The following is a 26,222-nucleotide window of genomic DNA, read 5'->3' as shown; positions in this document are numbered from 1 at the left end:
CCTCACTGATCAAGTAAACATCTATGAAAATTTTGGAATAGTGCCACCCAGCTCGTTATGAGTCACGGGAATCCAGGAACAAAACATTGAAAAATTGTGGTATAAATAACTTGTCAAGGTTTTTCCGTCAATTATCCATCATCCATTAATCTTGACTGGCAGCGTCTAACCTCAGTTCGACGCTGTTTCATTTTGACCATAATCTGAACGGGGCTTTAAAAAAGTAGCGCACGCTGGCCCAGTACCGAAGAAACAAGAAATGGATCGTAACTGCCTAGTCAGGCTCGTTACGATCCATTTTGATCTTACTATCACCAAATCCAGTTAAGCGCCGGTCAAGTTGAAAATAGGCTTACTTCTCAGTATGTTGCTGCGGTCGATAAAAGCGGCGATTATCCAGACCAAAGATCCGCTCGCTAAATTCGCCAGGTGTCGTCTTATTCAGCGCCTTAGTGATCATATTGATCGACGCGTCTAATTCATCGATCTGATGCAAGACTTCAGCCTCGAGCAGTTTAGGGCGTTCAGGTGAGCCGTATTCAAGTAACCCGTGATGGGCTAGGACCACATGCCGCAATAACATCACGTCTTCATCTGCTGGATCCAATTTGAGCGCCGCACAGGCCAAGACGATTTCTTCATCGATCAAGACGATATGCCCGATCAAATTGCCTGATAAGGTGTATTCTGTGCCCACTGGTCCACTTAATTCGATCGTCTTACCCAAGTCATGTAACAATACCCCAGAAAGCAATAGCGCGTAATCGATCTGCTGATACTGCTGACTGATCTGTTTAGCCAACCGCATCATACTCAAAGTGTGAAAGGCCAATCCGCCCGCAAAGTCATGATGGTTGCTTTTTGCCGCGGGATGTTGATAAAACGCCTGCTGATGTTTCTGTAAAAGGAAACGAACGATCCGATTCCACTTGGCATTATCAATATTAAAGACTTCTTGATTGATCTCAGCCGCCATTTGCTCCGCGGTCAAAGGCGCTTGTGTGGTAAACTGACCGACCTGAAAACCTTCAGTCGGTTTAGCCAGATGTAGCCCGCTGATCTTAACTTGGGGCTGGCCGTTATAAACATCACGCTGCCCACTGAGATGGACGATCTGACCACTGCCAAATTGCGCGATATCTTCATCTTTAGCGTCCCAAAGCATACCAGAAATATCGCCTGTACGATCTTGAAACGTTAAGGAAATAAAACGTTTGCCGTTTTTTGCGATCCGAACATCCGCTTGCTTAATGAGCACAACGATATTAAAAGTATCGCCTGCTTTCAAATCACTTAAATGTGTTGCCAAAAGCCATCCTCCTTCAAGCCGATCCGATCGATGCCATTAGGGCCGACTCCCGATCGTTGGCGCTGATCAATCGCGATAAAGATCTGTGATCGGTTTCGACACGATTTGATTTAGTTCATCCATCAAACCGTTCATTTCACGTTCTTGGTTCATCAATTCAGTGACCACATCGATCTTCATCAATTTAGCGCTAAAATCTTGCATCTTCTTGATGTCCTCATCGCCGATCTCCTGATTGGCCATTTGCTGTTGTTGCAGTTCACTTTGTAGCTTTTGCATTTGTTGGAAAAGACCATAAGCGATCGGATCCGCCTTCATTTTACCGAAAGCAGCTTGGAGTGCCGCGTATTGAGGTGTCTGTCGTAAAACGGTCGCCATTTCATTTGCGTTGTCATAAATGTTTGTCATCTTAGTGCTCCTTTTGCTGTTTTATTGGCCAAAAAGACCTTTAACGTTATTATACCATTGATCGAGATTATTCTTAGCATTTCCTAAACCATCTTTCGCTTTTTCCCAAGTGTCGTTCAGACCACCTTGGAGGTCAGAGAACCAATCAGCGGCGCCGGTGGTATTGTCCTGCTTCTCTTTAGCGATACTGGAGGCATCCTCCGTCCCAAAACTTGTTTTAGGACTGTAAGCCAGCATCTTACTCATTTCGAGTTTGAAGATCGGCGCTACCCCCTGACTACTTGTCCCCTGTAAGAAATGATTTTGATCTGTTTTATCGAACCCGACCCAAGTAGCCACGACAAGGTCCGGCGTGTACCCGACGATCCATTGATCCTTGGTACCATAGCCATAACTCTTGGGTACTTCAGTGCTCCCCGTCTTGCCAGCGACCGCGTAGCCGTCTGGTTTAGCGTTTTGGCCGGTACCTGTGTTGAAGACCCCCAATAACATACTGGTCATCACTTTCGCGTTACTAGCACTCATTACGGTCCGACTTTTAGTCTTCGTATTATCCACGATCACCGCGCCTGTCGCATCAACGATCTTGGTAATAAAATGTGCCGTCGTCATTTTTCCTTGGTTGGCAAAGGCCGTATAGGCTTGCGCCATCTGTAACGGCGAAACGCCAGAGGAAAGTCCGCCCAACGCCAAGGCTAGATTTTGGTCATTTTTAGCAACTTTGATCCCGAAATTCTCAACCGAACTAACACCTTTATTGACTCCGATCTGATCCAACAACCATACCGCCGGAACATTTCGGCTTTGGGCCAATGCTTCATACATCGGCACCTGGCCTAAATAGCGATTATCCGCGTTCGTAGGATGATACTTGTTGCTCCCAAAGGTCATATCCTTATCCACCAAGGATGAATCGTAATGATAACCGTTCGCTAAGGCTGGTGCGTAAACCGCCAATGGTTTGATCGTTGAGCCTGGTTGCCGCTTGGCCATCGTCGCATAATTATAACTCCGAAAAACATGCTCGCCGCGACGACCGACCACGGCAACGACGCCACCAGTTTGAGGATCTAACGCGATCGAACCTGATTGAGCCAAGGTACCATCTGCCGCATTGGCCGGGAAAACCCAAGCCTGATCATAAGACGCTTGCATTTGTTTTTGATAATCCTGATCAAGACTTGTATAGATCTTGTAGCCCTTATTCAAGACGTCGGTTTCGGAAATACCATAATCATTGATAGCCTCACTGATGACCGCATCGAAATAATAAGGATATTGATAACCATTACTGCGTTGATACGTATTCGTGATTGTTAAGGCCTCCTGCTTAGCCTGATCGGCTTGCGCCGTCGTTATAAAAGCTGTTTCCGTTTCAAGACGCAGGATCAGATCACGGCGACCGATCATATTTTCTTTTTGCTTGACTGGATCATAAAAAGTAGGATTACGCAAGATCCCAGCCAAAGTCGCGCCTTGCGCCACTGTCAATTCACTGGCGTTACGACCAAAATATCGCTGTGAAGCATCTTGAACGCCCCAAACACCGTTACCAAAATAGGCGTTATTCAAATACATGGTCAAAATATCCGTTTTACTGTAGACCCGATTGATCTCTACGGCCAAGTAGATCTCCTCTAGCTTACGACCTAATGTCTGCTTTTGACTAAGAAGCATATTCTTGGCCAGTTGTTGCGTGATCGTACTGCCACCACCCATGATCTGTCCGTGATGGATCACATAATTAAAAGCGGAACGCGCGATCCCTTTAACACTAAAACCCGGATTGCGATAAAAACTTCGGTCCTCTGTTGCGATCACGGCATTTTGAACATTTTTGGAGATCGCGCTCAATTCGACAAAAGTCCCCTTTTGGGAATATAAGGTACCAGCCACTTTGCCGTCCCGATCATAAACAGTTGGACGTGTTTGTTTGAGTGAGGCCTTCAAACTTTCCACATCGGCGACCTTTGCTTTGATCGTGTAAAAAGCGGATAATGACAAAAAGGCGGTCATCAAAATCAAGATCAGCCACCGTGATAGTTCCCAGCGCCGCCACCAAACTCGAAACCCATGCCAAAAACGCGTGAGCCGGGGATGTCGTTGCGCCGCCGCTATCTTTTTCTCATTTTTTCGTTTCATCACTTATCAACCACCAATAATCCATATTTTACCATGAAACGGGTAGATTCCATCAGGCTACCGCCGCATTTAACGCTTTTTTAGATTTCCTGATCCTGACAACCACTGCTACTGACAAGTAAAGCTGAGCGTGAGTGATATTATCATTAACCCACCGCTATCTTTGCCGAAAGAAGGATTTTGACCCGTGTTGAAAAAATTTCAAATCACGTTGCCACCAACACAACCAGTCTGCTCTCTGCGCGAACTACTGCAACACTGGTTGATCCCTAAGAAATGGCAACATTTGCTGCGCGTCCAAGAAAAGGTCCAAGTCAATGGTCGTTACCGTTATTTCAATGAAAAAGTTTATCCTGGCGATCACCTGACGCTTGATTTCGATTTTGTTCCCCTTCCAGAGCAATCCTATCAACCCAGTGCCGGTCAACTGGCGATTCTTTATCAAGACACCACCACAGTGATCGTCAACAAGCCAGCCGGTTTGAAAACACACCCGAATCGACCCGATGAAGTTGATACCGTCTTTAACATTCTCAGCCAACAATTAGCAACACCGCCTTTGATGGTCCATCGACTCGATCAACAGACTAGCGGCGCCCTGCTGATCGCGATGACACCTGTTGTGGTTCCCTTGTATAATCGTCAATTGATCCAAAAAACAATGGGGCGTGATTACTTGGCTTGGGTCCATGATGAGGGTGATTTAGCCACACAGGGACAGATCGATCTACCGATCGGAGCTGACCCAGCAGATAAACGAAAACGTCGGATCGATCAAGTGGCAGGACAATCTGCTCAAACTACCTATCAGGTCCTACAACGGGAACCCCATCGAAGTCTAGTCGCGCTTCAATTGACCACTGGGCGGACCCATCAACTACGGGTCCATCTGCAAGCATTGCAACACCCGATCATTAACGATCCTCTATATGATCCTCAAGCCGATCCCCAAGCCAAGATGTTGCTCCATGGTGCGTGCCTACATTTCACGCAACCATTCAGCGAAGAGCTCATCACTGTTGCTGCGCCGCTTCCCGATTATTTTCCACGGATCACCCGAGCTTGAACAGCTGATTTTTTCCAAACGAAAAAGAGCAATCACATTTTTCATGCGATGCTCTTTTTTGCGTGTTCGCCGACCTAGTTTCTTCCGCTTGGCTACGAAACTATTCTGGAGGCACAAACCAGCCTCCAAAATAGTTGCTAGGCTAATGCTCAAAAGCTGCCCAGGTCGGCTCTCACTCTATTTGAAACGTGCTACACACAACTGACTTCTGCGCTTAACTACGCCAAGCTTCCGGAGGCAAAGCCCAGCCTCCAAAATCCTGGCTAGGTTAATGCCCAAAGTCAACCCGTTGTGTTCCGCACTCTTTTTTCTGAAACGTGTTGCTCGCAACCGCCTTTTCCGCTTAACTACACCAAGCTTCTGGAAATGAAACCCTCTTCCAAAATCTTGGTTATGTTAATGCTCAAAGCCAAACCGTTGCGCTCCACACTCTCTTTTTCTTGAAGGAGGAAATCGAACTTATTTGGATTTGATATAGTTGGTCCCATCGGCTTTCGGCGCAGTTGCTTTGCCAAGGAAGAAGACCAAAACTAAAATCGTCAAAATGTAAGGGGCAATCAAAAGATAAACAGATGGGATCTTGTTGATACCAGGTAGTTGACCCCCAATGATACTCAGACTTTGCGCGAACCCGAAGAACAAAGCCGCGCCCATTGCGCCGATCGGATTCCATTTACCAAAGATCATCGCCGCCATGGAAATGAACCCTTGACCAACGATCGTCCCGATCGAAAAGTTACCAGCAATAGACTGAGCGAAGACCGCGCCGCCGATCCCGCCAAGAAAGCCAGAAATCAAAACCCCAGCATAGCGGTAACCATAAACGTTGATTCCCAAAGTATCAGCGGCCTGCGGATTCTCACCCACAGAACGTAAGCGTAAGCCAAACTTGGTTTTAAACATTAACCACCAAGCAAAGATCGCCACTAAGATCGCGACATAAGCCATCAATGAAGTGTCCTTGAAGAAAATCGGACCTAACACTGGGATCTTGGACAGGCCTGGGAAAGAGAAATAGCCAAAGTTTTGCAGAATATTATCAGTTTGACCTTTACCATACATCGCCTTGACCAGGAACACGCCTAAAGCTGGCGCCATCAGGTTCATGACCGTACCACTGATAATGTGGTCGGCGCGGAAATTGATCGTCGCTACGGCATGAAGCAACGAGAAGATCACCCCAACGACACCACCAACTAAGGCTGCGATCCAAGGTGTCGCTCGACCCAAACTTTCTGCAAAGGCCAAGTTGAAAACAACTGAACTGAAGGCACCCATGACCATGATACCCTCAAGTCCAACGTTAACGATCCCGCCACGCTCCGAAAAAGTACCGCCCAGTGCGGTGAAGATCAATGGTGTGGAATAAACTAAGGTTGACGAAATGATGATTGCAACAATACTGACCCAGCTCATTATAAACGACCCCCTTCTTGCGCATCTTTTTCTTCGGTCACGACCTCTTTAGCGATCGGTGTTTTTGGTAATTTTTTATTGGCATTATCTTTGTTCTTGAAGAGTTTGCTAATGACATAATCGATCCCTACGAAGAAGATGATGCTGGCGGTGACGATGCTGACGATCTCGAAGGGAACGCCGGCACCTGTCTGCATACCCAAACCACCGATTTGTAAGATACTGAAGAGCAAAGCCGATAACAGGATTCCTAAGGAACTACCGCTACCCAACAAGGAGACAGCCATCCCATCGAACCCGATGGACATCGACGCTGTTTGGATGAAGAAGTTTTGATAAGTACCCAAACCTTCCATTACCCCGCCTAAACCAGCCAAAGTGCCGGAAATAACCATCGACATAATGATCGTCTTTTTCGAACTCATCCCTGCATATTCAGAAGCAAACGGATTTAGCCCAACGGAACGGATCTCAAAGCCTAAAGTCGTCTTTTTCATTAATAGCCAAACAGCCACTAACGCGATCAAGGCTAAGAAAAGGCCAAAGTGGATCCGGGAATCACCAAACATGTGACTGAGCCAATCAACGTGTAACGTGGCATGATGCGAGATCATCTTGGTTGCATCCTGACTAGATCTGAAATGTGCTGGCATGACTTCTTGCATCAAATAAGTGCTGAGGTACAAAGCAACATAGTTCAACATAATCGTGACGATAACTTCACTGGTTCCGAAGAAAGCCCGCAGGAACCCTGGAATCGCCCCCATAATCGCGCCAGCTAAAGCGCCGGCAATAATAGCTAATGGTAATAAGACAAATGTTGGTAAATCAGGAAACGCCAAAGCGACCCAAATGCTTGCGACCCAACCAGCTAAAGCTTGGCCAGAAAGACCAATGTTGAAAAAGCCAGCGGAGTTGGCCACGGAGAAGCCCAAGGCGGTGAAAATCAATGGTGTCGCTTGTCGCAAGGTCTCACCAATACTAACGGTACTACCTAGGGAACCTTGGATCATGGACCCATATGCTTGGAGCGGATCGTAGCTATAAAACAACATGATGATCGCGCCAACCAGAAAACCAGCTAGGATCGAGAATAACGGAATCAAGATTTTTCGAGTCGTACTATTGACTTTGATCAATTAAATCTCCTCCTTTGCTGTTTCTGCTTGGGTCTGACCAGCCATCAACAGGCCTAATTCTTGCTCGGTAGTCGTTTCCGGACGTACTTCACCGGCGATCTTGCCATCATGAAGTACAATGATGCGATCGGAAAGATTCATGATCTCATCCAATTCAAAACTGACCAATAAAACTGCTTTGCCAGCATCACGTTGGGCAATCAATTGACGGTGAATGTACTCGATCGCCCCAACATCCAACCCCCGGGTCGGTTGGGCCACGATAATCAAGTCGGCGTCACGATCCAATTCGCGCGCAATGATCGCCTTTTGTTGGTTACCACCTGATAATTCGCCGGCCCGCAGTTGTTCGTTGGTCGTCCGAATATCATATTCCTTGATCAAACGTTTCGCGTGTTCGCGCATTTTACCATAGTCCAAGAAACCATGTTCACTGATCGGCGCCCGATAATACGTTTGTAACGCCAAATTCTCTGCTAGGCTCAATTGCAGAACGAGTCCATATTTCTGACGGTCCTCTGGTACATGGGCCACCCCAGTTTCTGTGATCTTCCGCGGTGCCGCGTTGGCACGTTCGTGGTTCTTGATCAAAATCTCGCCTGAAACGATCTTCCGCAGACCGGTCAATGCTTCGATCAGTTCGGTTTGACCATTACCATCGATCCCGGCGATCCCTAAGATCTCGCCAGACTTCACGGTGAAATCAACGCCTTTGACCGCCGGGATCCCCCGGTTCTCATTGACATGAAGGTCCTTGACTTGTAAGGTCGTCGGTCCTAATTTAGCAGGTTGCTTAGGGATCTTGAAGGTAACGCTATGACCGACCATCATCGTTGCCAGATCTTCACTTGAGGCCCCAGCCACTTCAACAGTCCCGATCGTCTTGCCCCGACGAATAACGGTACAACGATCAGCCGCTTGGCGGATCTCCGATAATTTATGGGTGATCAAAATGATCGATTTGCCTTCTTTGACCAAGTTCTTCATGATCTCGATCAATTCTTCGATTTCTTGGGGGGTCAAGACGGCCGTTGGTTCATCAAAAATCAAGACATTAGCGCCACGATACAACGTTTTAAGGATCTCGGCACGTTGTTGCATCCCGACCGAAATGTCCGCAACCTTTGCTGTTGGATCAACATCAAGGTTATAATGATCTGATAATTTCTGAATGTCCTTCTCGGCCTGGTGAATATTGATGACACCACCACGATTGGGCTCGCTACCTAAAATAATGTTCTCGGTAACGGTAAAGGCATCGATCAACATGAAATGTTGATGCACCATGCCGATCCCCAAGCTATTGGCCTTATTTGGGCTATCGATCTTCACTGGTTTTCCATTGAGATAGATCTGTCCGGAAGTTGGTTCCAATAATCCAGAGAGCACATTCATCAAGGTTGATTTCCCCGCACCATTTTCGCCTAGGAGGGCATGGATCTCGCCTGGGCGGACCTGCAGATCAACCTGATCATTGGCTTTAAAATCACCAAAGGCTTTGGTGATTTTTCGCATCTCAATGACATATTCTGAATTTGCCATTGTATCCCCGCTTTCTAATTCCGACCTTTTTTAGAAAAAATGCTCCTCGCCCAGCCTACTGAGCGAAGGAGCATTCCATATCGTCATGATCGCCGTTATTTGGCCGGATGTTCTGAAACTTTAATTTTACCATCAATGATATCTTGTTTAGCTTGGTCAACAGCCTTCTGTGTTTTAGCAGAAAGTTGACCCTTAGCCAAACCAACACCATCATCTTTCAACCCATAAATAACGTGTTGGCCACCCTTGAATTCGCCCTTGAATGCTTTCTCAGACAAATCTTCGGTAACCTTATTAACACCCTTAAGCGTTGAAGTCAAAGTAAAGTTAGCAGATTTGCCAGCTTTAGTCGTGTATTTACCTTCATCGGACTGATCACGGTCAACACCGATGACCCAGACCTTCTTAGAACCCGCTTGGTTGATGGCCTTAGCTTCTTGGAAGACACCATTACCAGTTGCACCGGAAGCATGGAAGATAATGTCTGCGCCTTGTTGGTACATCCCCTGAGCGATCGACTTGCCTTTATCAGGAGCGCTGAAATCACCAGCATATTGATTGATGACTTTAACAGACTTACCTAATTCTTTGGCGCCTGCTTTGACACCTTCAGCATAACCAGCATCAAAACGGTCAATAACGTCACTCTTTGCACCACCGACGAAACCAACAATATTAGTCTTAGTGGTATATGCCGCCGCGATCCCCGCCAAGTATGAAGCTTCATTGTCCTTGAAGGTTGCAGAAACAACATTATCTAAACCTTCGATCGAATCATCAATGATGACGAAGTTCAACTTAGGGTTCTTCTCTGCTGATTGCTTGATGGCCGGTTGCAACTTGTAACCAATCCCAAAAATCGTCTTGAAACCAGCTGCCTTGGCTGAGTTGATATTAGAAACATAGTCGGATTCACTCTTCGATTGGAAATAGTTAAAGCCTTTATTTCCTTTAGAGAAATCATGTTTCTTGCCCCATGCTTCCAAGCCTTCCCAAGCGGATTGGTTGAATGAGCGGTCATCCACACCACCAGTATCAGTGATCAAGGCAACGGTCTTCGTCGTTGTCTTCCCTGAATCCTTACTACCAGTGTCCGTTGTCGCTGATTTCTTGCCTGAACATCCTGCTAGCGACAACACCACTGCCGCTGCTAAAATACCCATGGTGAAAACTTTTGCCTTCTTCATTACCTAAAGCCCTCCTAAAAAAGTTTGTTAGAATAACCAATGGAGATTATTAAAACCGATCTGAACATGAGTTATGTAGGAGAAATAACTCAGGTGCGGGGCAATCATGCTCGCCCGGAGAAAATTTACCGAAAGCAGTAATCTGCGAACAATTCTCTTAAAAGTTATCAGAAATGTTAGTGTCTGTCAAACGAGAAAAGCCTTAAAAACCTGTTTGCGCACGATCCTGCAATCAAAACTGGCGCTTAATGAAAACGGACTCATTGTTACCAATGCTAAGTTTTGATCTCTGATCTATCCGTAATCGTGAATATAGATGATCAGGATAAATTATTTGATAACAAGTATATCATGAAATACGCTGGCAGACGCAGAAATTTTTTGTTTTTTTAGCGCTTTCTTGTTTCACGTCGGATCTTGATTCAAAATCTTAAAATCAGCATTTTGCCCCACCAGCCAATATTGGAAGCGGTACGACCCAATTTTTCTAAAGGGGCAACTAACTCGCTAAGAACATGATAGCGCTTTCTATCGAGAAGGTCAATTGATTTCGCAGAATCCGAACAATATTTTTTATTTTTACGAGCAAATAATGGTCAAAGCCTGTTAGATCAGGCTTTGGCCCACAATCAAAAAAGCTCACCGGCACGCATGATTTTGCGTATCCCGTAAGCTTTATCGAAAAACAAACCAATATTTCAGAAATCCAAGCCGATCCTGCTCTAATCAACGTGCTTGCATCAGACCAATTTGGCGACCACCGACTGTCGGTCCATAATCGACTGCCAGATCAGTCAAGGCTTCGGCCGCATTGGTCACGACCACGATCACAGTGGGCTGATCCCCGGCCGCACTGATCTTAGCCCGATTCATATAGCCGATCCGCTTGCCCCCGCGAATCGTTTGACCATCACTGACGTGGATCCGAAACGGTGTTCCTTGAAGCGGTGCAGTGTTGAGTCCCAAATGTAGCATCACATCCAAACCATTCTCTTGATGGAAGATGATCGCGTGTTTCGTTGTCGCGATCAATGTAACCTTCCCACTGACGGGCGCGTAAAGAAGACCATCTGAGGGCTCAATAGCGAACCCACGCCCTAATGTACCTTGCGCAAAAACAGGATCCGCCACTTTCGCTAGTGGGATCACATTACCGTCAACAGGACTGAACAACCGTTGACTTTGCGCCTTGGTTTCGATCTGCTTTTGAAATAGACCGCCAAGCATTTTAAAGGTGTGCCGACAAATAATCCGCGACCGTCTGTGCCTGAGTCGCGTCCTGACAGAAAGCCACCACTGTATCGTGTCCCGCTAAAGTCCCCAAGATATCCATTGGCTCGGAATGACGTAGATCATCTAATGCTGCGGCCAAAAAATTGCCATAACTAGGACTAGTATGGATGATCACCAAAAACTCCAAAACATCGATCGATTTTGTCACTGTTTTTAAGGCGGAATATAGGCGTTGTTTAGCATCGCCTCGTGTTTCGGTCGTCAATTTGATATAACGTGATTTGCCATACTCATCACGCATCTTAGTGATCTTCAACTCGCGAAGATCCCGAGATAACGTTGCTTGGGTCGTACCCACGCCATATTCGTGTAAATAGTCTTGCAACTCTTCTTGTGTGTGGACCAAATGTTCGCGGACGATTTTTTGTAAAATAGCTTGACGTTCTTTTTTCTTCATGATTTCACTCCTACATCTCTTCTGGGGCTGCAACGCCCAATAATCCTAAGGCAAGTTGTAATACCTGACTCACCGCTGTGACTAAGCCTAAACGTGCCGCTAACTGCTCATCGTCGACCAGGATCTTTGAATTGGCATAATATTTATTGAAAGCCTTTGCCAAACGCAATGCATATTTAGCGATCACTGAAGGTTCGAACCCTTGGGCTGCCCGCTGGATCACATTAGGAAAATCAGCCAAATATTTAACAACATCCCAGGCTTGCGGGTCTGCTAACGCTAGGGAATGGGTGCTCAAATCACCAGAAAAATCAGCCTTGCGTAAGATACTCTGTGCCCGCGCGTTGGTGTACTGCACATATGGACCCGTTTCCCCTTCAAAACGAACGACTTCGGCCAAATTAAAGTCAAAGCTATCAAGACGATCATTCTTGAGATCATGGAAAATAACAGCGCCGACCCCGACCTGATGAGCGACTGTCGCTGCATCATGAAGTTCAGGATTTTTAGCGGCGATCTGCGCCTGTGCCAGACTGACAGCTTCGTCCAAGACCTGATCCAATAACACGACATTGCCTTTACGAGTAGATAATTTCTTACCATCTTTGGTGATCAAGCCGAAAGGTACATGGATGATCTGATCAGCCCAGTCGTACCCCATTTGTTTCAGAACTGCCTTCAATTGCTTAAAGTGCTCAGTTTGTTCGGCGCCGACCACATACAAAGATTTAGCGAAATGGTATTTCTGATAACGATCGATCGCCGCGGCAAGATCTCGGGTAATATATAAAGTCGCGCCATCAGAACGTTTGATCAAGGCCGGAGTCAGCCCCTCAGCCGTTAGGTCAACGATCTGTGCGCCTTGGCTTTCTTGCAACAACCCTTTTTGTTGAAGATCAGCGACTACTGGATCCATCTTATCATTATAATAAGCTTCTCCGTTAAAGGAATCAAAATCGATGCCAAGACGATCATAGATCTTCTTGAATTCAGCCAAAGACAAGCCTCGGAACCATTCCCATAAATGTGTCGCTTCTGGATCCCCATCTTCTAATTTCTTGAACCAAGCTCGGCCTTCATCGTCCAACTCTGGATCCTTCAACGCCTCTTCATGGAAATGAACGTAATATTTCAACAGATTACCGATTGGATCGGCCTTGATCTCAGCCTCGCTACCCCACTTGTGGTAAGCCACGATCAGTTTGCCGAATTGTGTGCCCCAATCACCCAAGTAGTTGATCTTGATGGGCTGATAACCTAATTTATGATAGATCTTCGCTAAAGAATTGCCGATCACTGTCGAACGCAAATGACCCATAGACATTGGCTTGGCGATATTTGGTGAGGACATATCGATGGGGATATTTGCCTGCTGCCCTTGATCACTATCTCCGTAGGCTGTCCCCTCAGCTAAGATCGTCGTCAGCGTTGCCGCCGCAAACGCAGGTTTGTTCAAAAAGAAATTGACATAAGCGCCAGTCGCGACTACTTTTTCAAAAGCAGTCCCATCGATCTTGGTCACCAATTCTTGGGCGATCTGTTGCGGCGCACGATGCCACGTCTTCGCTAAGATAAACGTTGGAAACGCGTAATCTCCTAATGCAGAAGATTTAGGCACTTCTAGTAACTGCTCGATCTGTGCATACGTCAACTCAGCATCCAAGCCTTGCTGTAAACTGATGATCACATTCTCTTTTACGTTCATATTCTCCTCCTCTGCGATACCAAAGAAAAACCGCCCCTATAAATTCTAGAGACGGGATCACCGCGGTACCACTCTGCTTGCCAATTATGGCCACTTTGCTTGTCTATCCAGATGTTGATCAAAGTCGCGCCAGATGACCGTTGCCTCAACTTTCACTATCTTGAGGTCGCTGACTCAACAAAGTCCATCTTTTCTACATTGATCCGGGTCGTTCAAACAATATACATTTAGTATACAATTGTTCGTTGAAAAAATCTATCGCAAATATAAAAAACTGATCAACTCGTTCATTTTTTTAAAAAATCAAAGGTAAACTCAGATTTTCATAGGCTACTGGGAACAGATCCGTTATCGTTACGCCTAAAAGACGGATCCCTCGACTCAAATCGCCAAACTGCTGCCATAAAAGTAACGCTTCTTGACTGATCTCCGTGGCCGTGTACAAGTAACGATCCAAACTTCGCCGTTTGGTCACTGTATTGAAATCGGCATCACGTAGTTTCAACACCAGCACTTTGCCGTGAAGTTGGCGCTTCTGTAACGCCGCAGCGACCTGCTGACTTAATTGAGTCAATTGACGACGCGCGGCCTCATCAGTGGTCAAGGCCGGATTGAAGGTGGTCTCCTTGCCGATCGACTTTCGATCGCGTTGATTCGAAACAGGACTATCATCAACACCACGGGCATGTTGATAAAGCATGAACCCCATCTTCTTATAGCGTTGGATCAACTCGGCCTGTGATAGCTGCTGAAGGTCATGACCTGTGTAAACACCAAGTTCGTGCAAAGAGGACTGCATTTTCTTCCCCACGCCGAAAAAACTTTCGATCGGCAATTCTCCGAGAAAGGCCAAAGCCAACTCCGGTCGGACGATGGTTCGCCCCATTGGCTTATTATGATCTGACGCGACTTTTGCCAAGAATTTATTATAGGAGATGCCCATCGAACAAGTCAAGTGGGTTTGTTGCAAGATCTGCTGCTGTAACCACTGCGCCAGCTTGATCGTATTATGTTCATGACGCTTGTTGTTCGTAACATCGAGAAAGGCCTCATCCAAAGAGATCGGTTCGACCACATCCGTGATTTGATGAAAAAGCTGATGGATCTGAGCCGAGACCTCACGATAAAGCTCAAAATGTGGTGGCACAAAAACAAGCTGCTCCCGAGGGATCAATTTCAGTGCTTGTGCGGCGGGCATCGCCGAGTGGACCCCAAATTTCCGCGCGACATAATTGGCCGTGGTCACAACACCGTGTCCACCTGTCTGCCGTGGATCCGGTCCGACCACCACGGCCTTCGTCTTCAGCTCTGGTTGTTCACGGATCTCCACTGAGGCATAAAAAGCGTCCATGTCCAAATGGATGATCCGCCGTTGCGTATGGTACCGTAAGGGGATCTCTAGCCATTCACCCATTCAACCAACCTCCTTGTTCTGATCGCACCGATTCGAACCAAACGATAAAAATTCAGGTCAACCTAAGCTGACCTGAATCAAAAATCTTGCTGACATAATATCAGCGACTGGCTAAGCTCACGCTCAATCTTTAAAGATCCAAGTTCGCCCGGTCTTCTGAAGTAATTCTTCCGCAGCTAGTGGTCCCATCGTTCCTGAAGCGTAGTTGGGGAATTTAGGGCATTGGCACTGTTCCCAGACCTGACGGATCCCGTCAACGAACTGCCACGCTCCGGCCATGTCTTGCCAACTGACGAAGTTGCTCCGACGTCCGTTGATCGCATCCAAAATCAAACGCTCATAAGCGTCAGGGACTTGAGCTGCTTCACGTTCTGGCAGTGTGAAAACCAGCTCCCGTGGGATCGCCGCTGTGCTTTGACCGATTTCTTTTGTATTCAGGTGCCAGCTTAAGCGCATCTCTGGTTCGACCTCGATCGTTAAAACCGGTTCGGCTAGCTTTTCGGCTCCAAAAAGGTTTTTCGCCGCCGCCTTGAAGACGATGTCGATCCGAGTCTTCTTCAAAGGCAGCCGCTTACCTGTCCGCACATAAAAGGGCACGCCTTGCCACTGAGGCAGATCGAGCCGGATCTCACCGGCCACAAAAGTCTCAACATTTGACTTAGGCGCGATTTTATCTTCTTGCCGATAACCTAAAGCCTGACCATCAGTACTAGGTCCATATTGGCCGCGAATGAATTTCTGCGGCACTTCAGCCGCACTATATTGATGCAGGTGGGTAAAGACCTCACGTCGCGCCGCTGTAATCGCAGCATCGTTAAAGTCGTTAGGTTTAGGCATCGCCAACATCGCGATGATCTGCATAATATGGTTTTGGACCATATCCCGCAAAGCCCCCGCAGTCTCATAATAACCGCCACGTTCCTCGACGCCTAATCGTTCGGCTAAAGTGATCTGGATATTGTCGATATAATCGCGATTCCAGACTGCCGCCAAAACAGGGTTATCAAACCGCAGATAAGGAATATTCTGGATCATTTCTTTTCCCAGATAATGGTCGATCCGATAGACCTGATCGCGCGCGAACGTACTGATCACCGCTTCATTCAGTGCCAAGGCAGACTGATAATCATGCCCAAACGGTTTCTCAATGATCAAGCGATTATAACCTGCGCTACTTAGCAAATGTTCCGATTTCAAGTGCGCCGCGATGGTCCCAAACAATGCGGGTCGCATCGCCATATAAAAGATCCGATTCCCACCCAAGTCATATTCTTGGTCCAAAGAATCGATCAATTTTTTCAAGATGATATAGTGATCCGCGTCTTGAACATCATGCGATTGATAATAAAAATGTTGGACGAAGGCCTGTTGTTGCACCGTCGTGCCCACATTCAAATTGGCAGCCACTGTTTCACGGAAATAATCATGTGTCCACGGACGCCGCGCCGTTCCGATAACAGCAAAATGTTCGGCCAATTGACCTTTCAAATAGAGTTCAAATAATGCTGGATATAATTTCCGATGGGCTAAATCCCCCGACCCACCAAAAATAACCATTAACACGCGTTTTTCATTTTCATTCATGTTAGGCCTAGACCTCTTCCTAGTTATTCTTACAGAATCAACTTACTAATTGTTATTTTACACTATCTGCGGCTAAACTTTAAATGATATTCCCTGTACATCACTGAAATAATAATCAACTTGCTGATAATCACCTTTTTTCCCGATCCAACCACTGATTCTCGTAAGCCCCTCGTTTGATCCCCTGCAAAAATATCCCAGCAAAAAAGTCGCCAGATCTGGCGACTTCATGATCAGACAAACTTTAAAATCGTTTCATACCTAATAGCTGTTCAACCAAACAAACTGATTTAAAGTGTGCCCCTTTTTTAAGGAGCTGGGATCAAAACATATTGCTCTGTCGCCGCGTCATAGGCAAATTGTTGCGATCCTGCCGTCGTTTCCACAGTGATCGTCGAATAAACAGGTCGGTAGCCATGGTGGCGCAAACTGACCTGCGCCTGCTCAGCAGTGACCTCGATCTGATAGCGATTGTATTCACCTTGTCGATAAGCCAGATCTTGACCATTATCTTGATAATGATCATACTGACCACTCTCACCAAAAAGACGGAAAGTCAGATGTGTTTCCGGCGCCTCAGCCACATACTCGCGATCGTCCGCCCAAGGTAACAAGCTATCCTGGCGCACAAACAATGGCAATTGATCCAACTCAGCGGTCACCACGATATCCTGTTGGCCCTGATAACGATTGCCCGTCCAAAAGTCGATCCATTGTCCCGCAGGCAGATAAACCAGACGCTTTGTTTGTCCCTTTTGAACGATCGGCGCAACTAATAAACGGTCGCCCACCATGTATTGATCACTGATCTCTCGTAAACGCGGATCCTGTTCATCGGCCAAAACAAGCGCGCGCATCACGGGTAGCCCTGTTTTCTCGCCAGTCGCAAATAAATCGTATAGATAAGGGATCAAGTGATAACGTAATTGGAGATAACGCCGATAGATCGACAGTGTTGGTTCGCCAAAAGCCTAGGGCTCCTGAAAACGGGTGCCGATCGCGCTATGGTTACGTAATAACGGACTAAAGATCGCCGCTTCTAACCAACGGATCAATAATTCGGCGGTCGTGTCGGAACCAAACCCGCCAATATCCGTTCCGGCGAAAGCGAAACCGCTAAGGCCTAAGTTACTTAATTGCGGGATCATCATTTGCAGATGGGCCCATAAGGCATGATTATCACCCGTCCAGACCGTGGCATATTTTTGCGTACCTGCAAATGCCGCCCGCGTGATCACAAATGGCCGCCGCTGCTGTTGGGCCAATAGCCCTTCATAGGTCGCACGTGACATATTATGACCATAAACATTATGCATCTTGCCGTGAGTCGCCGCCTGATCTTCATCAGAGAAAATGATCTCATCAGGGATCTGTCCATTAAATGAAGCTGGCTCATTCATGTCATTCCAAATCCCGGCCACGCCGGCTGCGGTCAACTTCTGATGATTGTCAGCCCACCAAGCCCGGACTCGTGCTCGCCCAAAGTCCGGATAAACGGATTCGCCTGGCCAGACACGATTGACATAATCAAACCCTTCCGGTGTTTTCACGAAAAAATTATTACGCACGCCTGCATCGAAAACGCTGTAACCGGGATCTTCTTTGACGCCTGGATCAATGATCGTGACGATTTTGATTCCGGCCGCTTTTAGCTCGGCCAGAAACTGTTTCATGTCCGGATACTTATGTGGATCCCAAGTAAAGACGCGATACCCATCCATATAGTCGATATCCAAATGGATCACATCCAGCGGCAAATGATAAGCACGCATTTTTTGCGCGATCCTTTTGATCTCCGCAGCGTCTTGATAGCCCCAGCGTGATTGTTGGTAACCCAAGGTCCATTTCTGTGGCAGTGGGGTCCGCCCTGTCAAATAGGTATAATTCTGGATCACCGCCGCCAAACTAGCGCCGCCGATCACATAATAGTCCAGCACCCCGTCCTCGACTGAATAGAAATAATAAGCATCACTTTCCTTACCTAAATCGAAATGACTTCGATTGGTATTATCAAAAAACAGGCCATAAGGAATCCCATTCTTCAAACCAAGTAGGAAGGGAACACTCTTATATAAACGCGTGAAATTCTCCATTTGTGGCGCTGGGTCGTCCGTGTTCCAATTATCGAACTCATAACCACGCTTATTGATGAAACCCGTTTTGTCACCCAAGCCAAAGAACTGTTCATCCGGCGCTAATTGCTTCAAAACTTGGTGATAGCCGTGACTTGTCGCGCCCTCTGCGGTCAACTCATGACCTTCAGCGCTAGCTAACGCCGCTTGCTGTGCGTCCATTCCCCGTGGCAAGGGTTGCCGTTTACCTAAGTAATCTTGGACCAATGGTTCTCTTGCCGCGTTAAAAACATCTAAGCGCTGATCCGCGCCAATAATGATCGATAAGGCACTCGTTTTGACTGTGACTTGTTCTGGGGCCGTCGTCACCGAGAAGGTCGCCTTTTGGACTTTGTTCCCCTCGATTGCATAAGAACGATCCCCTTGGGTAGCATCCACTAAAACTCGCACGATCTCCGGCGTGACGATGGTTAATTGTAATGAACCCTTTTGATAATTAAATTGAATTTTTTGACCAACGACTTTGTGGTCAAGCAAACGATTGCTCATGCACTAAAACTCCTTCATTGATTTCAATGATAATAATCGGAAATAACCAGCTCTGTCCTAACAAAAAGCATTGATGGCAACGGTTACTTAGAAACCCTACCATGCAGAAAAACCTAAGTCAATCGCAGATGTCTTAGAAAATCGCCCAAATCCGACCCATATTTTTGGGCAGTGATCCTAAGCCCAAGCCGTCAAGCTTTAGCGTTTTCAAAACCATTCTGTTACCGGTATCAAGATTCAAAGTCAGCATCTTCCAGCAAGCGCTCACAACGAAAGAAGACCGCTCTATACCACTAGAGCGCAACCATGAGTCGGGTCGGCTAAACAATCGACGTTCAGGACAACAGGACAACTCAGACCCGATTCTTTCAGCAAATCGTTGTTTTCACCTCACCATTTAAGCATCCTTCAACAAAAAAGCCACCTCCAACGAGGTGACCTTTTATAATGCTGCTTTATTTATATTCAAGCCTATTTAGGATCAAAGCTTGATTTAGGACCTTCATATTCATCGCGAATGATTTGGGCCATATCAGCGATCAATGGTTCTTTAGGGTTCGTGATCGTACAGTTATCTTCGTAAGCCAATTCAGCCAAACGATCTGCTGCGCTTTCGATATGTTCCTTCGTAACGCCTTGTTCCTTCAAGGACATCTTAACGCCAACGCTTTCAGCTAATTCAATGATCGCTTGGATCAAAGCATCAACTAATTCAGCGGTCGTATTGCCCTTCAAGCCGACATAACGAGCAACTTCAGCGTAATCTTCGTCAGCGCGGAAGTAGTTGTACTTCGCCCAAACGGCCCGTTTTGTTGGTACTAAGGAGTTGTAACGAATGACGTGAGGCATTGTGATCGTGATCACCCGGCCGTGAGGGAGATGGAATTCCCCGCCAAGTTTGTGGGCGATCGAGTGGTTGATCCCTAACAGCGCGTTGGCAAAGGCCATCCCTGCCATCGTTGAAGCATCATGCATCGCTTCGCGGGCTTCTTGGTCGCCATCATAACTAGCTTTCAAGTTTTCGAAAACTAACTTAGCGGCTTGCAAGCTTAAACCACGAGTATAATGAGAAGCCATGGTTGAAACGAAACTTTCCAATGAGTGGCAAAGGACGTCCAAGCCAGAGTCAGCGACAACAGTCTTTGGTACTGATTCGATGAATTTACTATCAACGATCGCCACATCTGGTGTCAAGGCATAGTCAGCCAAAGGGTACTTGATGTTGGTTTCGCTATCGGTAATAACGGCGAATGGTGTTACTTCAGACCCAGTCCCAGAAGTTGTTGGTACACAGATCAACTTGACCTTGTCCAAGTTAGGGAACTTGTAAGTCCGTTTCCGGATATCCATGAATTTCTGTTTAGCGCCCCAGAATGATGCATCTGGTGCCGTGTAGAATAACCACATCCCCTTAGCAGCATCCATTACAGAACCACCACCAACAGCGACGATCGCGTCTGGTTTGAAGGAACGCATCATTTCAGCACCCTTGAAAACAGTGTTGGTTGAAGGATCTGGTTCAACGTCAACGAACCGTTGGGTTGTGACAGGTTCTTGGCGACGGTGCAAAGTCCGTTCAACCATGTCCACATAACCAAATTTATCCATTGAAGGGTCCCCTACGATGAAAACGCGTTTCAAGCCTTCCATTTTTTCAAGGTAGGTGATGGAGTTTTTTTCAAAATAGATTTTGGGCGGCAACTTTACCCATTGCAGGTTGTTCCGACGCATTGCCACTGTTTTGATGTTCAGTAAGTCGAACGTCCCAACGTTATGAGAGATCGAATTATGACCCCATGAACCACAGCCTAAGGTCAAGGATGGGATCATGTTGTTGTATAAGTCACCGATACCGGCAACAGAAGTTGGTTGGTTGACCAAGATCCGAGAAGCTTCCATTTCCACGCCGTATTCAACAGCCAAATCTTCGTTACGAGTGTGGATCCCAGCAGAGTGGCCCATCCCGCCTAAGTGCAACATTTCGTGAGCTAGTTTGAAGGCTTCTTCAGTTGAATGAGCTTTCAACAAAGCCAAAACTGGTGATAACTTCTCCCGTGATAATGGGTATTCGTCGCCAACACCATCGATTGCAGCGATGATCACAACGGTATCATCAGGAACCTTGATGCCAGCCTTGCCAGCGATTTCAACTGCGGAATGACCAACGATCGTTGGGTTGACCGCATGTTTTTCTTTGCTGATGACAACATCGGAGATCTTCTTGACTTCCGCTTTGCTTGGCACGAAGGCATGTTGTGCCTTGAATTCAGCAACAACTTGGTCGTAGATTTCTTCATCAACGATCACCGCTTGTTCGGAAGCGCAAATCATCCCATTATCGAATGATTTCGACAAGATCAAATCGTTGACAGCTTGTTTGATATTCGCGGTTTTTTCTAGGTAAACAGGCACGTTACCAGAACCAACGCCCAAGGCTGGCTTACCAGTTGAATAAGCTGCCTTGACCATGCCAGGACCACCAGTTGCTAAAACAGAAGCAACGCCTGGGTGATTCATCAATGTTTGAGTTGCTTCAATGCTTGGTGTTGGGATATAGCCCAAGGCGCCAGCAGGCAAGCCCGCTTCAACTGCAGCAGCTTTCAAGCTTTCCAAGGCGGCGGCCGAACTCTTTTGAGCGCCAGGGTGGAAGGCGAAGATGATTGGATTACGAGTCTTGATCGCGATCAAGGCTTTGAACATTGTTGTTGAAGTTGGGTTGGTAACGGGTGTAACCCCAGCTAAAACACCCAGAGGTTCAGCGATCTTGACCAAACGGTGTTCTTCATCTCGTTCGATGATGCCGACTGTTTTGTCATGTTTGATCGAGTTCCAGATTTCTTCAGTCGCGAACATATTCTTGACTGCTTTATCTTCATAAACGCCCCGGCCAGTTTCTTCGACGGCTAATTTAGCCAATTTCATATGGTCATTCAACCCACCGATCGCCATTTGGTGAACGATATGGTCGATCTTTTCTTGGTCGAAAGTCTTTAAGACTTTGAGGGCTTCGTTGGCTTCTTTAACTAAGCCGTCGACCATGACTTGAACTTCATTAACTTCAGTTTCTGGTTTAGGTGCAACTTTTGTAGGCATTTGATATCCTCCTAATGTTTTTCACATTTTCGTTATCCATTTCACAAAAATTATATTACACTATTCTAGGCTAAAAGTAAATAGATTTCTGTGAAATGATTCACCGATTTTCAAAAAAGTTCGCATGTGAGTTGTCAAGTCAATTGTATCAAGGTGTTTAGCAATGATCGTGCAAAAATATCTTGTTGATTCAAAAGGTAAATAAAGCGTTTCAAGTTCGTCACCAAACAGATAAATCTAACTGTTTCGGCTCAAAGTCACGCCGCTGTAAGCGGATCAATGGAAGCGGTAATACACCTATTTTGTTTTGTTTTCTTCAAAAAAAATAACGTGGAGGCTAGGACACAATTCTAGTTTCAAAAATAAAAGCCCCAAAATTCCGAACTTTTTCGGAATTTTGGGGCTTTTTATGTAGGCATAGAAACCATCTTCTGGTAACCTTAAATTCGACGAAAAAAATAAGTGTCAGGAGTTGGTCTCTATGTTTAAACAGTATAACAATAATCAAACCACTTTATCAATCCCCCTTGAAATTAAAGTCAACGATCAACACGTTGTTCGCATTATTAGCTTGTTTGTGGACTCTATTCCGGATGATCTTATCCCACAAAGGGTAAACGCTCAACGCGGCCAGCGGCCGTATGATCCTCGCCTATTACTTAAAATGTTACTATTTGGCTATTTGCGTAATGTTACTTCCGCGTCAAAGCTAAGGGAAATGGCGGAAGAAAATATTCCGATGAAATGGCTCATTGGTGATCCCGATGTCACTCCCAGTGCCCGAACGATCAATCGTTTTAGGTCATCCAATACCGCGGCGACATTAATTAAGCAAATGTTTCTGCACTTTCGCTTCATGCTCCAGCAACTTAACTTGATTACAGATGAGGCGCTTTTTATTGATGGTACAAAGATCCTGGCCGATGCGAATAAGTATAGCTTCGTTTGGCGTGCCTCTGTGGAACGCTATGAACCCATCCTCGATCAAAAAGCCAATGAATTATTTGATGAACTCATTCAAAATAATATCAATCTCAATGTTGACGCTGATGACCCTGATATTCTCAATAAGATAAAAAGCGCCGCATCTCAATTGGAACAGAAGGTCACAGAGCTGACAACGGCCATCGATTCCGAGGCGGTCAAGCCTGGCGGCTCACCAAATAAGCGACTTAGACGAAAGTACAAGCACTACCTTCATACACTGAAAAAAGACCTCATTCCACGTAAAACCAAGTATGTTGAGGCTCGTCACCTTTTCGATGAGCGAAATAGCTTCTCAAAAACTGATCACGATGCTACTTTTATGCGCATGAAAGAAGATCCGATGATGAATGGCCAGCTCAAGCCGGGGTACAATGTCCAAATCGGCACGCAGTGCCAGTATGTACTCTACTATTACGTCTGCCAACGGCCCACAGACCAGCGAACGCTTGTACCTTTCCTTGAACAGGTCGATCACCACTTTAACTATATCGTTGCTGATGCAGGATATGGAAGTGAACCTAACTATGATTACGTCATTGATGAGTACAAAGGTATTCCACTCATTCCGTACACAATGTACTTAAAAGAGCTCTCACGTAAATATCGGAAGGATATGTCGAAGCGTCAAAACTGGTTATATGAAAAGACTTTAGACCGTTATACCGATGATCACGGCGTCCAATTTGAAAAACATCGGGACTACTATCGAACAGATAAATACGGGACAACGAGGCACTTCGTAGAATATACAGCAGTTAATGCAGATACACCTGAGCTTTATTACTACGCGAATACAGATGGTGGTAACCTCCGTCGTATCAGCGTTAACCCACACTGGGAGGATTTGAAGAATTCCGTCAAATCTAACCTCAGCGCAGATAAGACTGCTTCAATCTTCGCCAAACGGAAGTTTGAAGTTGAACCAGTTTTTGGGAATATTAAAACGAACATGAATTTTATGCGCTTCTCAGTACGTGGAAAACGGGCAACCAATAACGAAATGGGATTGGTGTTTATGGCCGCTAACCTAAAAAAACTGACGAAGTCATTATTAAACAACGACAACTTATTGGTAAAATTTGAGCGTTTTATGGCGCTCTATTTGTGTACCCAAAAAATAGATCTGGCCGGAAAAAAGAAAAAAGATCGAACATTCCCAAAGAAAATAGAATGTTCGATCGTCTTTATTTTTAGATCGGCAATTATGGCCGAGCCTCACGCTATTATCGTACTACTTTTGATCAGAATCGTCGGCTGAATCATCATCGTGCTTGTCCGCCGCGTCTGTTGTTGCTTTCGTGTCATCATCAACGGCTGCTTCTTTATCAACAGTCGTTTCAGTTGTCTCAGTGGCAGCCTCAGTATTTTCGTCTGGGGTGACCGCCGCCTTAGCTGCAGTAACTGTCCGGATCGCTGAGCGGTTAAAGGTCAGATAGATGCCATCAGCATCCAGCACGACGGTCCCAGCCGCGTCATCGATCGAATCGATCTTGGCGTGCAAGCCACCGATCGTCACCACATCATCGCCTTTTTTCATGCCTTTCAGCATTTCTTGACGTTGATTCTGTTGTTTCTTACCTGGTCGGATCATCGTAAAGTACATCACGACGAACATCAGAACGATCATAATGATGAAATAGCCTGATCCACCAGCACCTGCGGAACTTGCCGCAAAAATTTGTAAATTATTCAATTCTCCACCTCGTTATTAATAAACTACTATATACTGTACCAAAGCTGAGCCAGAAGTTCCAGCGCTTTCAACTTAAAAATTACGGGCATTTTTCTGATTAAAGCCATATTTCTCGAAAACTTCTTCACGGAAATCCAAAAGTGTGTCGTCCATGATTGCTTCCCGGACCTGTTGCATCAGGTGTAACAAGAAATAAAGATTATGATATGAGGTCAGACGCAACCCAAATGTTTCATCAGCCTTGAACAGGTGGCGCAAATAAGCACGACTGTAATTGCGACAAGTATAACATTGGCATTCCTCATCCAATGGCCGGAAGTCATGGGCGTAAATCGCGTTCTTGATCACAACACGCCCTGCGGAGGTCATGCATGTGCCATTGCGGGCGATCCGGGTGGGCAAGACACAGTCAAACATATCCACGCCGCGAATCACCCCGTCGATCAAGGAATCAGGAGAGCCCACGCCCATCAAATAGCGCGGCTTATTGGTCGGCAATAATGGCGTGGTGAATTCCAACATCTCATTCATTTCGGGTTTGCTTTCCCCGACAGACAAGCCGCCGATCGAGTAACCGGCGAAGTCCATTGAGGTCAGATCAGCGGCGCTTTGCTTCCGCAGATCCTTGAACCCGGCCCCTTGAACGATGCCAAATAAACCTTGTGTATCCGGATTACGATGGGCCTTCAAACCACGCTCTGCCCACCGACTAGTCCGTTCGATCGACTTCTTAACATAGTCGTAACTCTCATAATACGGTGGGCATTCATCTAGGCTCATCATGATATCCGGACCCAAGTCATTTTCGATGCCAATGGCCTTTTCCGGTGATAAGAACAACTTCTCCCCGCTTAGGTGGCTGCGGAAATGAACGCCCTCTTCGGTGATATCACGGATCTTGGCCAACGAAAAAACTTGAAAGCCGCCGGAATCAGTCAAAATCCCCTTGTCCCAGTTCATAAACTTATGGAGACCGCCTGCTTCCTTGACGATTTCCGGGCCGGGCCGCAGCCAGAGATGGTAGGTATTGGACAAAATCACCCCCGCGCCCATTTCATCTAGTTCCTCAGGTGAAATCGACTTAACGGTGGCCTGCGTGCCCACCGGCATAAACATGGGCGTAGGGAAAGTCCCGTGCGGCGTGATCAACTCGCCTAGCCGGGCGCCCGTGTGCTTTTCGGTTTTGATCAATCGGTATTGAATCGGTGAAGTCATGAAGTGCTCCT

The 26,222-nt window shown here is 46.4% G+C and carries 17 protein-coding genes and 1 pseudogene; 2 read left to right on the top strand and 16 right to left on the bottom strand.

Annotated elements, in window-relative coordinates:
* Positions 1-352: 352 nt before the first annotated feature.
* From OCU21_RS08055 to OCU21_RS08045, 3 genes are all read right to left on the bottom strand, one after another.
* Positions 353-1,309 carry a 3'-5' exoribonuclease YhaM family protein gene (locus OCU21_RS08055; RefSeq protein WP_261806900.1) on the bottom strand — a complete coding sequence of 319 codons (957 nt, stop codon included), beginning with the start codon at positions 1,307-1,309 and terminating at the stop codon, positions 353-355.
* A gap of 66 nt (positions 1,310-1,375) precedes the next feature.
* Entirely contained in the window at positions 1,376-1,717 is a 342-nt protein-coding gene (locus OCU21_RS08050; protein WP_261806899.1) for a YlbF family regulator, read from the bottom strand.
* 21 nt (positions 1,718-1,738) lie between these two features.
* The gene (locus OCU21_RS08045) at positions 1,739-3,859 is read right to left on the bottom strand and encodes a PBP1A family penicillin-binding protein (protein ID WP_261806902.1); all 2,121 of its coding nucleotides are present in this window, start codon (positions 3,857-3,859) and stop codon (positions 1,739-1,741) included.
* 190 nt (positions 3,860-4,049) lie between these two features.
* Here OCU21_RS08045 and OCU21_RS08040 point away from each other — a divergent pair, with 190 nt between their 5' ends.
* Positions 4,050-4,925, top strand: coding sequence for an RluA family pseudouridine synthase (locus OCU21_RS08040; RefSeq protein WP_261806898.1), 876 nt, complete (start codon positions 4,050-4,052; stop codon positions 4,923-4,925).
* 459 nt (positions 4,926-5,384) lie between these two features.
* Here the strand turns inward: OCU21_RS08040 and OCU21_RS08035 are convergent, their stop codons facing one another.
* The 11 genes and pseudogenes from OCU21_RS08035 to adhE all read right to left on the bottom strand — a co-directional run bounded on the left by OCU21_RS08035 (position 5,385) and on the right by adhE (position 22,316).
* Positions 5,385-6,341 (bottom strand): ABC transporter permease, encoded by a 957-nt coding sequence (locus OCU21_RS08035; protein WP_261806897.1) that lies wholly within the window; start codon positions 6,339-6,341, stop codon positions 5,385-5,387.
* On the bottom strand, positions 6,341-7,480 hold the full coding sequence (locus OCU21_RS08030; protein ID WP_309297204.1) for an ABC transporter permease: 1,140 nt from the start codon (positions 7,478-7,480) through the stop codon (positions 6,341-6,343). The genes OCU21_RS08035 and OCU21_RS08030 overlap by 1 nt, the downstream gene beginning before the upstream one ends.
* Positions 7,481-9,022, bottom strand: a complete 1,542-nt coding sequence (locus OCU21_RS08025; protein WP_261806896.1) for an ABC transporter ATP-binding protein — start codon at positions 9,020-9,022, stop codon at positions 7,481-7,483.
* Between the two features lie 95 nt (positions 9,023-9,117).
* Positions 9,118-10,209 carry a BMP family lipoprotein gene (locus OCU21_RS08020; protein ID WP_261806895.1) on the bottom strand — a complete coding sequence of 364 codons (1,092 nt, stop codon included), beginning with the start codon at positions 10,207-10,209 and terminating at the stop codon, positions 9,118-9,120.
* 726 nt (positions 10,210-10,935) lie between these two features.
* A complete protein-coding gene (locus OCU21_RS08015) occupies positions 10,936-11,436 on the bottom strand; it encodes a PTS sugar transporter subunit IIA (RefSeq protein ID WP_261806894.1) in 501 nt (166 codons plus the stop codon).
* Between the two features lies 1 nt (position 11,437).
* Entirely contained in the window at positions 11,438-11,899 is a 462-nt protein-coding gene (locus OCU21_RS08010; protein WP_261806893.1) for an arginine repressor, read from the bottom strand.
* A 10-nt stretch (positions 11,900-11,909) separates the two neighbouring features.
* Entirely contained in the window at positions 11,910-13,604 is a 1,695-nt protein-coding gene (gene argS / locus OCU21_RS08005; RefSeq protein ID WP_261806892.1) for an arginine--tRNA ligase, read from the bottom strand.
* A 295-nt stretch (positions 13,605-13,899) separates the two neighbouring features.
* Positions 13,900-15,018 (bottom strand): DNA polymerase IV, encoded by a 1,119-nt coding sequence (gene dinB / locus OCU21_RS08000; protein WP_261806891.1) that lies wholly within the window; start codon positions 15,016-15,018, stop codon positions 13,900-13,902.
* Positions 15,019-15,141: 123 nt separating this feature from the next.
* Entirely contained in the window at positions 15,142-16,602 is a 1,461-nt protein-coding gene (zwf, locus tag OCU21_RS07995; protein ID WP_261806890.1) for a glucose-6-phosphate dehydrogenase, read from the bottom strand.
* A gap of 308 nt (positions 16,603-16,910) precedes the next feature.
* Positions 16,911-19,223: pseudogene (locus tag OCU21_RS07990) on the bottom strand (glycoside hydrolase family 31 protein).
* A gap of 471 nt (positions 19,224-19,694) precedes the next feature.
* Positions 19,695-22,316, bottom strand: coding sequence for a bifunctional acetaldehyde-CoA/alcohol dehydrogenase (gene adhE / locus OCU21_RS07985; RefSeq protein ID WP_261806889.1), 2,622 nt, complete (start codon positions 22,314-22,316; stop codon positions 19,695-19,697).
* Between the two features lie 481 nt (positions 22,317-22,797).
* Between adhE and OCU21_RS07980 the strand changes: the two genes are divergently transcribed.
* The gene (locus tag OCU21_RS07980) at positions 22,798-24,561 is read left to right on the top strand and encodes an IS1182 family transposase (RefSeq protein WP_261806888.1); all 1,764 of its coding nucleotides are present in this window, start codon (positions 22,798-22,800) and stop codon (positions 24,559-24,561) included.
* On the opposite strand, the gene yajC is transcribed toward OCU21_RS07980, so the two are convergent.
* Both yajC and tgt read right to left on the bottom strand, forming a co-directional pair.
* Positions 24,535-24,930 (bottom strand): preprotein translocase subunit YajC, encoded by a 396-nt coding sequence (gene yajC / locus OCU21_RS07975; RefSeq protein ID WP_309297205.1) that lies wholly within the window; start codon positions 24,928-24,930, stop codon positions 24,535-24,537. The two genes, OCU21_RS07980 and yajC, sit on opposite strands and share 27 nt — an antisense overlap.
* 138 nt (positions 24,931-25,068) lie before the next feature.
* Complete coding sequence (gene tgt / locus OCU21_RS07970) at positions 25,069-26,211, bottom strand: tRNA guanosine(34) transglycosylase Tgt (protein WP_125597937.1); 1,143 nt, start codon at positions 26,209-26,211, stop codon at positions 25,069-25,071.
* Positions 26,212-26,222: the final 11 nt, after the last annotated feature.

It is taken from the genome of Lapidilactobacillus luobeiensis (assembly GCF_024345205.1).
Taxonomy (GTDB): Bacteria; Bacillota; Bacilli; order Lactobacillales; family Lactobacillaceae; genus Lapidilactobacillus; species Lapidilactobacillus luobeiensis.
This window is presented reverse-complemented; position numbering and strand designations above follow the sequence as displayed.

What these genes read in the sequence shown, in the direction of transcription:
- OCU21_RS08050 (WP_261806899.1), bottom strand. Translation starts at nt 1,717, where the DNA reads ATGACAAACATTTATGACAACGCAAATGAAATGGCGACCGTTTTACGA.
- OCU21_RS08045 (WP_261806902.1), bottom strand. Translation starts at nt 3,859, where the DNA reads ATGAAACGAAAAAATGAGAAAAAGATAGCGGCGGCGCAACGACATCCC.
- OCU21_RS08035 (WP_261806897.1), bottom strand. Translation starts at nt 6,341, where the DNA reads ATGAGCTGGGTCAGTATTGTTGCAATCATCATTTCGTCAACCTTAGTT.
- OCU21_RS08025 (WP_261806896.1), bottom strand. Translation starts at nt 9,022, where the DNA reads ATGGCAAATTCAGAATATGTCATTGAGATGCGAAAAATCACCAAAGCC.
- OCU21_RS08020 (WP_261806895.1), bottom strand. Translation starts at nt 10,209, where the DNA reads ATGAAGAAGGCAAAAGTTTTCACCATGGGTATTTTAGCAGCGGCAGTG.
- OCU21_RS08015 (WP_261806894.1), bottom strand. Translation starts at nt 11,436, where the DNA reads ATGCTTGGCGGTCTATTTCAAAAGCAGATCGAAACCAAGGCGCAAAGT.
- OCU21_RS08010 (WP_261806893.1), bottom strand. Translation starts at nt 11,899, where the DNA reads ATGAAGAAAAAAGAACGTCAAGCTATTTTACAAAAAATCGTCCGCGAA.
- argS (WP_261806892.1), bottom strand. Translation starts at nt 13,604, where the DNA reads ATGAACGTAAAAGAGAATGTGATCATCAGTTTACAGCAAGGCTTGGAT.
- dinB (WP_261806891.1), bottom strand. Translation starts at nt 15,018, where the DNA reads ATGGGTGAATGGCTAGAGATCCCCTTACGGTACCATACGCAACGGCGG.
- zwf (WP_261806890.1), bottom strand. Translation starts at nt 16,602, where the DNA reads ATGAATGAAAATGAAAAACGCGTGTTAATGGTTATTTTTGGTGGGTCG.
- adhE (WP_261806889.1), bottom strand. Translation starts at nt 22,316, where the DNA reads ATGCCTACAAAAGTTGCACCTAAACCAGAAACTGAAGTTAATGAAGTT.
- OCU21_RS07980 (WP_261806888.1), top strand. Translation starts at nt 22,798, where the DNA reads ATGTTTAAACAGTATAACAATAATCAAACCACTTTATCAATCCCCCTT.
- yajC (WP_309297205.1), bottom strand. Translation starts at nt 24,930, where the DNA reads ATGATCGTTCTGATGTTCGTCGTGATGTACTTTACGATGATCCGACCA.
- tgt (WP_125597937.1), bottom strand. Translation starts at nt 26,211, where the DNA reads ATGACTTCACCGATTCAATACCGATTGATCAAAACCGAAAAGCACACG.